General features: G+C 59.1%; 13 protein-coding genes. 6 read left to right on the top strand and 7 right to left on the bottom strand.

Annotated elements, in window-relative coordinates:
* Positions 1-2: 2 nt before the first annotated feature.
* A complete protein-coding gene (locus tag NYR50_RS06000) occupies positions 3-1,199 on the bottom strand; it encodes an amino acid ABC transporter permease (RefSeq protein WP_418137082.1) in 1,197 nt (398 codons plus the stop codon).
* Positions 1,200-1,308: 109 nt separating this feature from the next.
* Positions 1,309-2,331 carry an amino acid ABC transporter substrate-binding protein gene (locus NYR50_RS05995; RefSeq protein ID WP_418137081.1) on the bottom strand — a complete coding sequence of 341 codons (1,023 nt, stop codon included), beginning with the start codon at positions 2,329-2,331 and terminating at the stop codon, positions 1,309-1,311.
* A gap of 376 nt (positions 2,332-2,707) precedes the next feature.
* Between NYR50_RS05995 and NYR50_RS05990 the strand changes: the two genes are divergently transcribed.
* Complete coding sequence (locus NYR50_RS05990) at positions 2,708-3,895, top strand: cystathionine beta-lyase (RefSeq protein WP_418137080.1); 1,188 nt, start codon at positions 2,708-2,710, stop codon at positions 3,893-3,895.
* Between the two features lie 9 nt (positions 3,896-3,904).
* Here the strand turns inward: NYR50_RS05990 and NYR50_RS05985 are convergent, their stop codons facing one another.
* Both NYR50_RS05985 and NYR50_RS05980 read right to left on the bottom strand, forming a co-directional pair.
* Positions 3,905-5,086 (bottom strand): FAD-dependent monooxygenase, encoded by a 1,182-nt coding sequence (locus tag NYR50_RS05985; protein WP_418137079.1) that lies wholly within the window; start codon positions 5,084-5,086, stop codon positions 3,905-3,907.
* A 29-nt stretch (positions 5,087-5,115) separates the two neighbouring features.
* Positions 5,116-5,361, bottom strand: coding sequence for a zinc-finger domain-containing protein (locus NYR50_RS05980; protein WP_003495891.1), 246 nt, complete (start codon positions 5,359-5,361; stop codon positions 5,116-5,118).
* Between the two features lie 170 nt (positions 5,362-5,531).
* Here NYR50_RS05980 and NYR50_RS05975 point away from each other — a divergent pair, with 170 nt between their 5' ends.
* The 3 genes from NYR50_RS05975 to NYR50_RS05965 all read left to right on the top strand — a co-directional run bounded on the left by NYR50_RS05975 (position 5,532) and on the right by NYR50_RS05965 (position 7,656).
* Complete coding sequence (locus NYR50_RS05975; protein ID WP_418137078.1) at positions 5,532-6,308, top strand: alpha/beta fold hydrolase; 777 nt, start codon at positions 5,532-5,534, stop codon at positions 6,306-6,308.
* A 199-nt stretch (positions 6,309-6,507) separates the two neighbouring features.
* Positions 6,508-7,332: a serine O-acetyltransferase gene (gene cysE / locus NYR50_RS05970; RefSeq protein WP_006316316.1), complete on the top strand. Its 825-nt coding sequence runs from the start codon at positions 6,508-6,510 to the stop codon at positions 7,330-7,332.
* Positions 7,333-7,452: 120 nt separating this feature from the next.
* On the top strand, positions 7,453-7,656 hold the full coding sequence (locus NYR50_RS05965; RefSeq protein ID WP_003502851.1) for a DUF3126 family protein: 204 nt from the start codon (positions 7,453-7,455) through the stop codon (positions 7,654-7,656).
* Positions 7,657-7,714: 58 nt separating this feature from the next.
* Here the strand turns inward: NYR50_RS05965 and NYR50_RS05960 are convergent, their stop codons facing one another.
* Positions 7,715-9,109: a cytochrome P450 gene (locus NYR50_RS05960; RefSeq protein ID WP_418137077.1), complete on the bottom strand. Its 1,395-nt coding sequence runs from the start codon at positions 9,107-9,109 to the stop codon at positions 7,715-7,717.
* A 115-nt stretch (positions 9,110-9,224) separates the two neighbouring features.
* Between NYR50_RS05960 and NYR50_RS05955 the strand changes: the two genes are divergently transcribed.
* Positions 9,225-9,887 carry a TetR/AcrR family transcriptional regulator gene (locus tag NYR50_RS05955; RefSeq protein ID WP_174009102.1) on the top strand — a complete coding sequence of 221 codons (663 nt, stop codon included), beginning with the start codon at positions 9,225-9,227 and terminating at the stop codon, positions 9,885-9,887.
* An 86-nt stretch (positions 9,888-9,973) separates the two neighbouring features.
* Here NYR50_RS05955 and fdhA read toward each other — a convergent pair whose 3' ends face one another.
* Entirely contained in the window at positions 9,974-11,164 is a 1,191-nt protein-coding gene (gene fdhA / locus NYR50_RS05950) for a formaldehyde dehydrogenase, glutathione-independent (RefSeq protein ID WP_046800115.1), read from the bottom strand.
* A 160-nt stretch (positions 11,165-11,324) separates the two neighbouring features.
* The gene (locus NYR50_RS05945; RefSeq protein WP_418137076.1) at positions 11,325-12,197 is read right to left on the bottom strand and encodes an ATP-binding protein; all 873 of its coding nucleotides are present in this window, start codon (positions 12,195-12,197) and stop codon (positions 11,325-11,327) included.
* 207 nt (positions 12,198-12,404) lie between these two features.
* On the opposite strand from NYR50_RS05945, the gene yajC reads away from it, so the two are divergent.
* A complete protein-coding gene (gene yajC, locus NYR50_RS05940; RefSeq protein WP_006316308.1) occupies positions 12,405-12,752 on the top strand; it encodes a preprotein translocase subunit YajC in 348 nt (115 codons plus the stop codon).
* Positions 12,753-12,799 lie beyond the last annotated feature (47 nt).

Below are 12,799 nucleotides of genomic sequence, written 5' to 3'. Positions count from 1 at the left end.
CGTCATCTCTCCACCAGAGCCATTTTCGCGTTGAACCAGTTCATGACCACGGCCGTGAGCAGGGACAGCGAGAGATAGATGACCAGCCAGATCGCCACGACTTCAACGGCCTGACCCGTCTGGTTCAGGATCGTGCCGCCGACGGAGACGATGTCGGCAAACCCGACCGCGACCGCGAGCGAGGAGTTCTTGGTGAGGTTGAGAAACTGGCTTGTCAGCGGTGGAATGATGATGCGCATCGCCTGCGGAACGACGATGAGGCGCGTCGTGGTGCTGGAACGAAGTCCGAGCGCGTCGGCAGCTTCCGTCTGGCCCTTCGCCACGGCCTTGATGCCGCCGCGAACGATTTCGGCGATGAAGGAGGCGGTGTAGAAGGAGAGAGCGAGGAAGAGCGACATGAATTCAGGTGCAACGACCGCGCCGCCCGACAGGTTGAACCGCCCGGCAATCGGGAAGTCGAATGTCAGCGGTGAGCCAAGCGCCAGAAATGTCGCGGCCGGAAGGCCGATGATGAGAAGTGCGGCCGTGATGCCGGTGCGGAATTGCTGGCCAGTTTGTTCCTGTCTCGCCTTTGCCCAGCGATAAACGAAAAAGCTGATGACGATTGCGACCAGAAAGGCGAGCGGTATCAGCCAGGTGCCTTCTCCCCAGAGGGGCTTGGGAAAAAAGAAGCCGCGATTGTTGAGATAGCTTCCAAGTGGCAGCTCCAGCGAATCGCGCGCCTGCGGCAGAACCGAGATGACGCCCTTGTACCAGAAGAAGATGACGAGCAGCGGCGGGATGTTGCGGAAGATTTCCACATAGGCCTGCGCGAGCTTCGAGATCAGCCAGTTATTGGACAGCCGGGCGATGCCGACGATGAAACCAATGATCGAGGCGGCGATGATGCCAAAAAATGCGACCTGGATCGTGTTGAGAATACCAACGAGCAGAGCCCGGCCATAGGTCGAGTCGCTCGTATAAGCGATCAGCGACTGGCCGATGTCGAAACCGGCTCTTCCATTAAGGAAGCCGAAGCCGGACGAAATGTTTGACCGTTGAAGATTGGTGATCGTATTCGTCACGATGACCCAGACGAAGGCGGCCAGGATGACGACTGTCAGGACCTGATAGAAAATGCCGCGTATGCGTGGATCGTTGATAAGTGACGACGCGCTTTGCGCGCGCGATCGTTGCGAACTGACCGCGTTGCCTGCCATAGGCACCTTTCCCTTTTATATGCTCTTTGCGAGCTTATTTATATAATTCTAAAATGGAGGCCGGGCGTTGCCCAGCCTCCCGTCGTGATCTAGCCGATGATGGGGCCGATCAACGGACCGGCGGTGCGTATTGCAGGCCGCCCTTGGTCCACAGCGCGTTCTGGCCACGCTCGATCTTCAGCGGAGAGCCTGCGCCGACGTTGCGGTCGAAGACTTCGCCGTAGTTGCCCACCAGCTTGACGATGTTGTAGGCCCAGTCATTGCCGACGCCGAGATCGGTACCGATCTTGGTGCCTTCTTCCGTGCCGAGCAGACGCTTCACGTCCGGGTTGGCGCTGGTCTTCTGTTCGTCGACGTTCTTGGAGGTGATGCCAAGTTCTTCGGCGTTGACCATGGCGTAATGAACCCAGGTCACGATGTCGAACCACTGGTCGTCACCCTGGCGAACGGCCGGTCCGAGCGGCTCCTTGGAGATGACCTCAGGCAGAACGATGTTGTCATCAGGGTTCTTCAGCTTCAGGCGGATGGCATAGAGGCCCGACTGGTCGGTGGTGTAGACGTCGCAACGGCCGGAATCATAAGCGGAAGTTGCGTCGGCTTCCTTTTCGAAAACGACCGGATTGTACTGGAGATTGTTGGTCTTGAAATAGTCGGCGAGATTGAGCTCGGTGGTCGTGCCGGTCTGAACGCAGACGGCGGCGCCGGAAAGCTCAAGGGCGGACTTCACGTTGAGGCCCTTCTTGGCGATGAAGCCCTGGCCGTCATAATAGTTGACGGTACGGAAGTTGAAGCCGAGCGACGTGTCGCGGCTGATCGTCCAGGTGGTGTTACGGGTCAGAACGTCGACTTCACCGGACTGGAGAGCCGGGAATCGGTCCTTGCTCGAAAGAGCTACAAACTTCGCCTTGGAAGGGTCACCGAAAACCGCTGTGGCAATACCACGGCAATAGTCCACGTCGATGCCGGACCATTCACCCTTGTCATCGGGATTGGAAAATCCCGGAATGCCGGCGCTGACGCCACAGGTGACGAAACCTTTGCCCTTCACATCCTGAAGCGTCGCAGCCGAAGCGACCGAGGCTCCTCCCAAAACTGCTGCGCCGATAGCGGCCGACAGAATTGCCTTTTTCATTTTTCCCAACCTTTGTTTGTTATCGTCGATGGAAGAGGACCGGCATGTTTTCTTTTACCCCAGCTCCCCCTTCAGCAAGACCTTTTCGATCCGCTTTTTCTATCACAATCGCAATTGGCAGCGGGGTCAAGACGTGGGGACAATAATTGTGCCTATAAAACGGAATTTTCCAAATTTTGGTCGGGAAGTGTGCAAAGGGTGAAAATATAAGCATATTTTTGCGAGAAAATGCACTTGCACGAATTTTGTATACTTCTTGTATGCTGCTCCATGATGGATCAATTGGCCCGCCTCGAGGCTCTTCGCGGGACTTGACCTTGCGGTGTGCTCTCAGCATTGTCGCACGCGTCACTGTTCCTTCGAAAGCTGATCTGAAATGACCAAGACCAATGACCTGCGTTCCGCCGCAGGTGTGAATACGCGCCTGACCCATGGCGGCAACGATCCCGCGGACTGTTTCGGTTTCGTCAATCCTCCCATCGTGCGTGGCTCGACCGTGCTTTTTCCCGATGCGGAGACGCTTTCGACCGAAAACCAGAAATACACCTATGGCACCCATGGTACGCCGACGACGGACGCTCTCTGCAATCTGGTCAACGAGCTGGAAGGTTCCTTCGGAACCATTCTCGTGCCTTCGGGCCTTGCGGCGATTACCGTGCCGTTCCTTGCCTATCTCGGTGCTGGCGATCATGCGCTGGTCGTTGATTCCGTCTATTTCCCGACCCGCCGTTTCTGCAACACCATGCTGAAGAAGCTGGGCGTGGAGGTGGAGTATTACGATCCCGCGATCGGGGCTGGCATCGAGGCGCTTATCCGATCGAATACGAAGCTCGTGCATCTGGAAGCGCCGGGTTCCAACACCTTCGAGATTCAGGATGTCCGGCTGATCACTGACATCGCTCACCGGCATGATTGCGTGGTGACGATGGACAATACCTGGGCGACGCCGCTTTATTTCAAGCCGCTCGATTTTGGCGTCGATGTCTCCATTCACGCCGCCACCAAATATCCCTCGGGCCATTCCGACGTGCTGATGGGCTTCGTTTCGGCCAATGAAAAGCACTGGAAGGCGCTTTATCAGGCCAATACCAATCTCGGCATCTGCGTCACCCCTGACGATGCCTATCAGATCCTGCGCGGCATGCGCACCATGGGCATCAGGCTGGAACACCATCAGAAGAGCGCGCTGGATATCGCTCAATGGCTGGAAGGTCGCGACGACGTTGTGCGCGTGCTGCATCCGGCCTTGCCGAGCTTTGCCGGGCATGAACTCTGGAAGCGTGATTTCAAGGGTGCAAGCGGTGTTTTCTCCTTCGTATTGAAGGCGGAAGAGGGCAAATACAAGCAGGCGGCATCTGCCTTCCTCGATGCGCTGACGTTCTTCGGGCTCGGCTATTCCTGGGGCGGCTACGAATCGCTTGCGGTTTCGGTATCGCTCATCGACAGGACCATTGCGAAGGGCCCGTCGGAAGGACCGGTCATCCGTCTGCAGATCGGGCTTGAGGATATCGCCGATCTCAAGAAAGACCTCGATGCCGGTTTTTCAGCCGCGGCCGGGGTCTGATCCCAGCCGTCAGCCCCTGGCGTGATAGCCGTAGAGCCAGTCGAAGTCCTTCAGGAAAGCTTCCGGGGGACGGGTGGAAAACACCAGGTCCCGTGCAATCCGCACCGGGCCGCTGGCATGATAGGCAAAACGATTGAGAGAGGCCCGCTTGCGGGCCTTTTCTATGCGCGGCAGGCGCAGCGACTCGAAGACGGCGAGGGCCTGTGGCACGGGCAGGGGCTTTTCGCCGTTACTACCTGCCATCGTTCCCGCAAGTTCGAACGCATCCTCTATTGCCATGGCCGCACCCTGGGCGGCGAAAGGCATCATGGCGTGTGCGGCATCGCCGATCAGCACGGTGTCGCGACCATTGTGCCAGCGGCCGGGACCGGCCTGATAGAGCGGCCAGAAGGTCGGATTTTCAGACGAAGCGAGCAATCGAACGATGTCAGGGCTGAAGCCACGAAATTGTTCCAGCAACAGGGCTTTCTGCCGCCCGCTCGATTCCGCCCGCCACGTCGCACCGGGATCGGCGCCGAGCGCGATGGCGACGATGTTGAAGCCTCCGACTTCCTTCAGCGGATAGGCAACGATATGGCCACGGGAGCCGAGATAGGCCGTGACGGCGGTTTTGTTGAAGGCGGATGGCACCTCGTCTGCGGCGACGGTGAAGCGCCAGGCGACATTGCCGGAGAAGGTGGCGGTGGGCGCGGAAGGCACGGCAAAACGGGCCGTGGACCAGACGCCGTCCGCGCCGACGATCAGATCGTGATCACGAAACGTCGTTGCGGCAATGACATCCACAGTGGCGTTTTCGATACGTTTGCCGAGGTGCAGCCGGCAGAGGGGGGTGCGTGTCACCGCCTGGATAAGCGCGCTTTGCAGCGTCGATCTGTGCAACACCCCATAGGGTGCGCCCCAGCGGCTGCGGGCGACCGCGCCCATTGGCAGGGAGAGCAGCGTGGCCAGCGATTTTCCGGAGGCGAGGTCGACGCTGACCGGTTCGGTCCAGCGGGCCTCGATGTCAGGCAGGACGCCGAGTGTCGCCAGAATGCGGGCGGCATTGGGGGAAAGCTGCAGGCCGGCGCCGACTTCCGCCAGCTCGCCGGCCTGTTCGATGATGTCGCAGTCTATACCGTGCCGGGCAAAAGCAAGGGCAGCGGTGAGACCGGCAATGCCGGCACCGATAATGGCTACGGATTTTATGGGCATGATGCGCCCCGATCAGGAAGAGTGGAAGGTCAGGCGGCCTTCACATGGAAAACGCAGCCCGGAGGATTGGTCTGCTCGGCCTTCAGCGACGGATTGTAACGGTAAAGGGTGGAGCAGTAGGAACAGACCTTCTCATTGTCGTCGCCCATATCGATGAAGATATGCGGATGATCGAAGGGCACGGAAGCGCCGGTGCACATGAATTCCTTGACGCCGATCTCGATCACGCTGTGTCCGCCATCGTTCTGGAAGTGGGGAATGGAATGCCCGGCCATGTTCGTCTCCAAATGCAATATCGTTATCGAGCCGCAATCCGTCTTCTCGCATCGGCTCGTCGTTGCGGATATGTAGCCTCAAACGCATTGCATCTCCATAAAAATCGTCAGCAAAACATGTTCAATCTTGCGCTTTCCTGCCATATGGTCCGGCAAAAAGGATGTCCTTGATGAATCTCAACCTGCCGCAATTTTCCGATTTTTCCCATGACGGCCTTCGCCTTGCCTATTTCGACGAGGGCGATCCGGCGGGTGATCCGGTTTTGTTGATCCACGGCTTCGCCTCCAGCGCCAACGTCAACTGGGTGCATCCCGGCTGGGTGAAGACGCTGGGAGAGGCGGGTTACCGGGTGATTGCCATCGACAATCGCGGCCATGGTGCAAGTGACAAGCCGCATGATTCCGAGGCTTATTATCCACCGGTCATGGCAGGGGATGCAGTGGCGCTGCTCAATCATCTCGGCATCGCGGAAGCGCATGTGATGGGTTATTCCATGGGCGCACGGATTTCCGCCTTTCTGGCCATGGCTCATCCGGAACGCGTGCGGTCGCTGGTGTTCGGGGGGCTCGGCATCGGCATGGTGGAAGGCGTGGGAGACTGGGATCCGATCGCCGAGGCGCTGCTTGCCCCTTCGCTCGATGTAGTCACCCATGAGCGCGGCCGCATGTTCCGCGCCTTTGCCGACCAGACGAAAAGCGACCGGCTGGCGCTTGCCGCCTGCATCGAGACCTCGCGGGTTCTCGTCACGCGCGAACAGGCACAAAAGATCGATGCACCTACGCTGATCGCGGTTGGAACGAAGGACGACATCGCCGGATCGGGTGCGGAGCTGGCCGCGATCATGCCGCATGCGCGGGCGATCGACATCCCCGGCCGTGACCATATGCTGGCCGTTGGCGACCGGGTGTTCAAGGCGGCGGTGCTGAAGTTTTACCGCTCTCTTTGATCTGAAAAGTTTCCAGAAAAGCGGAGCCCGGTTTTCCGTCCACAAATGCGGCAACGCTGAGGATGGCAAGAAACGGTTTTTTATGCTGCATGAAGAAAAACTGAAGCATTGCCGTCTTTAAAGTCGTCATTCGAATCCCATTTCTAATGCGCGTCTTTTTTTGTATAAAGAACGACCACTGCAAACGAGGAGACCATTCATGGTCGCACGTACTGAGGCCCGTCAGCCTGAACAGCTGGCGATCGTCGATCCGATCTGGGGCAGCCTGCTGAATGAGGCCCGAAGCGCTGCGGCGCAGGACCCGCTGCTGTCAGCCTTTCTCTATTCGACGATCCTCAATCACCGCTCTCTCGAAGAATGTGTGATCTACCGTATCTGCGAGCTCCTCGATCATCCCGACATGCAGGCCGTGCTTCTGCGCCAGACCTTCCAGGACATGCTGGAGGACTGGCCGGAATGGGGAAGTGTGCTGCGCGTCGATATTCAGGCCGTTTACGACCGCGATCCGGCGTGCACGCGCTTCATGGAGCCGCTGCTTTATTTCAAGGGGTTCCAGGCGATCCAGACGCATCGCCTTGCCCACTGGCTGCTGCAGAAAGGTCGCAAGGATTTGGCGCTTTATCTGCAGAGCCGCTCGTCGAGCATTTTCCAGACGGATATCAATCCGGCCGCGCGCATCGGCAAGGGCATCTTCCTCGACCATGCCACCGGACTGGTGGTTGGTGAGACCGCCGTTATCGGCGACAACGTTTCCATCCTGCATGGCGTGACGCTTGGTGGCACCGGCAAGGAGGGGGCAGACCGCCATCCGAAGATCGCCAATGGCGTGATGATCGGGGCAGGCGCCAAGATTCTCGGCAATATCGAGATCGGTAGCTGCTCGCGTATTGCCGCCGGATCGGTGGTGCTGAAACCCGTTCCGCCGAAGACCACGGTTGCCGGCGTGCCGGCGCGGGTGGTGGGAGAAGCAGGGTGTTCGGAACCCTCGCGTCTGATGGACCAGCTCATCGGGGCCGATATCTGAGAGGCCGTGAATATTGCACTCGTCCATGGGAAAGACATGGGCGATGTGCCGCTTTCACTTTACTTTCGCCTTTGTCCCATGCCAAAAGCGGCCCAACCCGAACCGCACAGGAGAATAGTGGTGAAAGCCGACGAAATCAAAAAACTCGACGCCTATTTCAAGCGCACCTTCAACGAGAAGATGATCGTCAAGGCGCGTCCGCGCAAGGATGATTCCGCCGAAGTGTATCTGGGCGAAGAGTTTCTCGGCGTCGTCTACATCGATGACGAAGACGGCGACCGCTCGTACAACTTCTCCATGGCGATCCTTGACGTCGATCTCTGATCGTCACCATCCGGTGACGGATGGGTTTCACATTCAATAAAACAGTCGCCCGTGGTGGTTACGCCGCGGGCGATTTGTTTTGTCGCTCTGTGATCTGCATCATCAGCCGCTCCTGCGGCCGCAATGTCACCCGCATCAGCGGTTCCGCCGACGCCATGGTTCTGTTTTCGAGGTGGTTCTTCTGGAGGATGACGGCAAGGATCGCCACTGCCTCCATCATCGCGAAAGCATTGCCGATGCAGACGCGCGGCCCGGCGCCAAACGGCATATAGGCGTAGCGATGGCGCGCTTTCACCTTTTCGGGTTCGAAGCGTGATGGGTCGAAGCGTTCGGGCTCGTCCCAAAGGGCCGTGTGCCGGTGCACGGCATAAATCGGCACGTAAAGAACGGTTCCGGCCGGGATATCGTGTTCGCCGAGCCTGAAGTCCTGCAGCGCGGTGCGCGTTATGACGGGGGCAGGCGGATAAAGCCGCATCGCTTCCGAAAACACCTGCCTGACGTAGCCGAGGCTGGCGATATGTTCTGCCGTAATCGGCTCACCGCCGGTAACGGCCTCGATTTCCTCGACAGCTTTTCTTTCCGTTTCCCGGTTCTGCGACAGAAGGTGGAAGGTCCAGGCAAGGCCGAGCGCCGTCGTTTCATGGCCGGCGGTGATGAAAGTCAGCAGATTGTCGATGATTTCCTCATCGCTCATCATGCGGCCGGTTTCCGGATCTATGGCTTCCAGCAGCATGGAGACGAGATCGGGTCGGTCGGTTGGCTTTTGCCGCCGGCCGGTGATCACCGTCGCAAGGCTGGCGCGCAGATAATCGACAGCGGCGCGGGATTTGCGCCGGCCGGGATGCGGCAGCCATTCCGGCGCACCCAGCATGGCTAGTGCGAAGGTCCAGCCTGTCGGCTTCAGATAATCGGCAATGCTCTGTTCGACACGCGCAATATCGATGCCATATCCGCCGGACATCATGGTTTCAACGATGATGTCGAAGGTGGTCCGCATCATTTCATGGCCTATATCGATGTCGGCGGTGGAAGACGAGCGCCAGCGCGTTTGCGTGCGCCGTGCCGTCTCGATCATAACGGGTAGCAACTCCAGCAGCTTTTCATGGCGGAAGGCGGCGGCGACGGATTGCCTTTGCCATTTCCAGTGATCGCCATCGGCCGTCAGAAGGCCCTGGCCAAGCGCGGGGCCGAGTGCCCGGCGCACGTCCTCACCTTTGCCGAGCAGAGCGGCATTCTTCACCAGAGCCTCGTGGATCAGCACGGGATCGGCCAGATGAACCCGCATCACACCGCCGAGGCGGTTGAAGACCGCTGGTTCGCTGAAAATCTCCGGCGGCAATGCCTTCAACGGATTACGGATAAGGGAAAGAGCGAGACGCGCCGTGGCGAGTTTCGATACGTGTTGCGGCCCGGTCGTATCGGTGGACGGGGTGCGAAAGCCGGTTTCGGTCATCTGCTTGTCCTTTATGTCCGTTGAATAATGGCAACTTGCCGTTAAGGTGTATACCTTATTTTGACTGATTTAAGGTGGGCACCTTAAGTTTCAATAGCGGGAAGCGATTTCGATGATGAGCAATGATGCGAAACGGCCGGCGCGCGCTCGATCCTCCACGCGCGACAGGATTCTGGACTCCGCTCTCGATCTCTTCAACGGGCGGGGGCCAGACCGTGTGACAACGGCGGAGATTGCCGAAGCGGTGAAGATCAACGAGGGCAATCTCTATTATCATTTCCGTACCAAGGAATCGCTGGTTCTTGCCCTGTTCGCGCGCTTCGAGGCCGATGCGGTGGCATTGGTTGCAAGTGTCAATCGGGCGGATGAGGGGGCGGCGGAAACCTATGCCGGTTTCCTGCGGCAATGGTTCTCGCTGGTGTGGAACTACCGCTTTCTGTTTCGTGACCTCGTCGGTCTGCTTGCGCTTGCGCCGGGGCTGGTGGAGCCGGTGAGGACGATAAGCGCCGCGATGCGGCTTGCCGTCGGAGACATTATCGGGCGCATGCAGAAAGCGGGGCTGGTGACTATTCCCGAAAGCGAGCACGATGCGGTTTTGACCAATCTTTGGATCGTCTCGACCTATTGGGCCGCCTATCTCGCTCTGCAGGAAGGTGTCAGCGAATTTGGGCCGCAGCAACTGGAGTGGGGCTTGCGGCAGGTCTCAAGCCTGTTCAGGCCTTATCTCTCGGCGGACGCCATCGCCGCGCTCGAAGCGCTTGCCACAAGCGAAGCATAATATCTCCAGTCGGAGACATTGAGACAAAAACGCCCGCGACGAGGTTGCCGCGGGCGCTTTCATTCACTGGACGAATTGTCGGTTAATCAGGCTGCCTTCAGCAGATCGCCATGCGGATCAAGCACGAACTTGGTGGCCGCGCCCTGATCGAAGCTTTCATATCCCTGCACGGCATCATCAAGGGCGATGATCTTGGCGTTGACGATGTCTGCAATCGGCAGGCGGTCGTGCAGGATGGCCTGCATGAGCTGACGGTTATATTTCAGCACCGGTGTCTGGCCGGTGTGGAAGGATTGCGCCTTCGCCCAGCCAAGGCCGAAGCGCAGTGACAGGGCGCCCTGCTTTGCCGCATTGTCAACCGCGCCGGGGTCTTCGGTAACGTAGAGACCGGGAATGCCGATGGAGCCGGCGGCGCGGGTGATTTCCATCATCTGGTTAAGAACGATGGCCGGCTGTTCGCCGCCGGAATGGCCGCGGGCTTCGAAGCCGACGGCGTCGATGGCGCTGTCTACCTCGTTGGTGCCGACGATCTCAGCGATCATGTCGCCCAGCCGGTCGCCCTTGGAAAGATCGACGGGTTCAAAACCCACTCTTGCCGCATGGGCGAGGCGATCCTTGTTGAAATCGCCGACCATGACGACAGCCGCACCCAGAATGCGGGCGGAAGCGGCAGCGGCAAGACCGACCGGGCCGGCACCCGCGACATAGACCGTGGAGCCGACGCCGACGCCCGCCTTGACCGCGCCATGAAAGCCGGTCGGCAGGATGTCGGACAGCATGGTGAGGTCGCGGATCTTCGACATCGCCTTGTCGCGATCGGGAAATTTCAGAAGGTTGAAGTCGGCATAGGGGATGGTGACATAGCGGGCCTGTCCGCCGATCCAGCCGCCCATATCGACATAACCGTAAGCGCCGCCGGCGCGTGACGGGTTCACCGTCAGGCAGACGCCGGTATCCTGCGACTTGCAGCAGCGGCAACGGCCGCAGGCGACGTTGAACGGCACGGAGACGATGTCGCCGATTTCGAGCATCTCGACATCGACGCCTTTTTCGATGACTTCGCCGGTGATCTCATGGCCAAGGACGAGGCCGGGCATCGCGGTGGTGCGGCCGCGCACCATGTGCTGGTCGGAGCCGCAGATATTCGTGGAAATCACCTTGAGAATGACGCCGTGCTCGATGCGGCGGCCATCCGGCGCCTCAAGCTTCGGGTCGTCGATGTCGCGGACTTCGACCTGGCCTGGCTTCAGGTAAACGACGCCTCTGTTCCTGCTCATATCCATCTCCTCCGTGGTTGAACACCGTGCCTGCCAGCTCCTCCGCGGGCAGGATGACTCCATGGCTTAGCAAACCATTTGGCGGGAGAAGTCGCGTTCGGGAATACGACACGCGGTGTGGTCGTAACGACACCGCGTGTCGGCTGATGTCATGGTGGCGTTATCTGTCGAGTGGTTTTCTGAGGCGACCGGCGGCATCCTGGATATATTGCCAGGCGACGCGACCGGAGCGCCCGCCACGGGTCGTCGCCCATTCCAGCGCCTCGTGATGCAGGGTCTCGCGGTCGAGACCCAGATCGAAATGCTCGGCATAGCTGTCGATCATCGCCAGATAATCTTCCTGGCCGCATTTGTGGAAGCCGAGCCACAGGCCGAAACGGTCCGACAGCGACACCTTTTCTTCGACCGCTTCCGAAGGGTTTATGGCGGTCGACTGCTCGTTTTCCATCATGTGGCGCGGCAGAAGGTGACGGCGGTTGGAGGTCGCATAAAACAGGACGTTGTCGGGCCGTCCTTCAATGCCACCGTCGAGGGCCGCCTTCAACGACTTATAGGCTGTGTCGTCGTGATCGAAGGAAAGGTCGTCGCAAAACAGAATGACGCGCTGATCCGAGATTTTCAGGATGTCGAGCAAAGCGGGCAGGGTGTGAATGTCCTCGCGGTGCACTTCCACCAGCTTCAGGGAAGCGCCGCTTGCGGTGCGCACATCTTCGTGAACGGCCTTCACCAGCGAGGATTTGCCCATGCCGCGCGCGCCCCACAGCAGCACATTGTTGGCGGCAAAACCTTCCGCGAAACGCAGCGTGTTTTCGTGGAGGATATCACGCACATGATCGACGCCGCGAATGAGTTTCAACGCGATGCGGTTGGGGCGGGCAACCGGCTGAAGGAAAGAATTCACCGGCACCCAGACGAAACAATCCGCCGCATTCCAGTCGTTTGCAGCGGGCGCCGGTCCGGCAAGCCGCTCCACGGCGTTGGTGAGCCGGCGCAGTTCTGAAAGAAGCAGGGAGGCCGTTTCTTCTCGAATCATGGTGTTTGTTCCGCTTGTCTGATGTTCAAAACTCTGTTTTGCGCCCGGCCTAGCATGGTGTTTCGAGCCCATAAAGGTTAAGAGGTCCGGAATCGGTACGGCGAGGGCCCTGCATCTGTTGCAATCCCGGCGTTCCCCACTATATTCCGGCGGCTTGAAAGCTGGGGCGGCATACGAGGTCGTGCCGTAATCGTTGAGGAGTTTTATATGTTTTTTAGTCAAGCTTTTGCCCAGGACGCATCTGGTGGCGCATCGGGCTTCGGTTCCGGCCTTGAGATGCTTTTCCTGTTTGCGCCGCTTATGGTCGTCTGGTATTTTTTCCTCATCCGCCCGCAGCGCGCACAGATGAAGAAGCGCCAGGAAACGCTGACCAGCATTCGCCGTGGCGATCAGGTTGTTCTTGGCGGCGGCATCGTTGGCAAGGTGACCAAGGTCATTGACGACAATGAACTCGAAGTCGAAATCGCCGAAGGCGTGAAAATCCGTGCTGCCCGCGCTTATATTGCCGAAGTGCGTGTGAAGGGCGAAGTGGTCAAGACGGAAGCCGCTTCCTGATCCTGCCGGACAACCGGACGCCCGATTGCGAATTTTGACGGGTTGCG

This window comes from Agrobacterium sp. El2ro-1b (genome assembly GCF_048298475.1).
Classification (GTDB): domain Bacteria; phylum Pseudomonadota; class Alphaproteobacteria; order Rhizobiales; family Rhizobiaceae; genus Agrobacterium; species Agrobacterium fabrum.
Note: the sequence above shows the minus strand (reverse complement) of the source record. Positions and strands in the feature narration are given on the sequence as shown.

Coding starts and splice junctions, on each gene's coding strand:
- yajC (WP_006316308.1), top strand. CDS start 12,405: ATGTTTTTTAGTCAAGCTTTTGCCCAGGACGCATCTGGTGGCGCATCG.
- NYR50_RS05985 (WP_418137079.1), bottom strand. CDS start 5,086: ATGCCCATAAAATCCGTAGCCATTATCGGTGCCGGCATTGCCGGTCTC.
- NYR50_RS05945 (WP_418137076.1), bottom strand. CDS start 12,197: ATGATTCGAGAAGAAACGGCCTCCCTGCTTCTTTCAGAACTGCGCCGG.
- cysE (WP_006316316.1), top strand. CDS start 6,508: ATGGTCGCACGTACTGAGGCCCGTCAGCCTGAACAGCTGGCGATCGTC.
- NYR50_RS06000 (WP_418137082.1), bottom strand. CDS start 1,199: ATGGCAGGCAACGCGGTCAGTTCGCAACGATCGCGCGCGCAAAGCGCG.
- NYR50_RS05975 (WP_418137078.1), top strand. CDS start 5,532: ATGAATCTCAACCTGCCGCAATTTTCCGATTTTTCCCATGACGGCCTT.
- NYR50_RS05990 (WP_418137080.1), top strand. CDS start 2,708: ATGACCAAGACCAATGACCTGCGTTCCGCCGCAGGTGTGAATACGCGC.
- NYR50_RS05980 (WP_003495891.1), bottom strand. CDS start 5,361: ATGGCCGGGCATTCCATTCCCCACTTCCAGAACGATGGCGGACACAGC.
- NYR50_RS05960 (WP_418137077.1), bottom strand. CDS start 9,109: ATGACCGAAACCGGCTTTCGCACCCCGTCCACCGATACGACCGGGCCG.
- NYR50_RS05995 (WP_418137081.1), bottom strand. CDS start 2,331: ATGAAAAAGGCAATTCTGTCGGCCGCTATCGGCGCAGCAGTTTTGGGA.
- fdhA (WP_046800115.1), bottom strand. CDS start 11,164: ATGAGCAGGAACAGAGGCGTCGTTTACCTGAAGCCAGGCCAGGTCGAA.
- NYR50_RS05955 (WP_174009102.1), top strand. CDS start 9,225: ATGAGCAATGATGCGAAACGGCCGGCGCGCGCTCGATCCTCCACGCGC.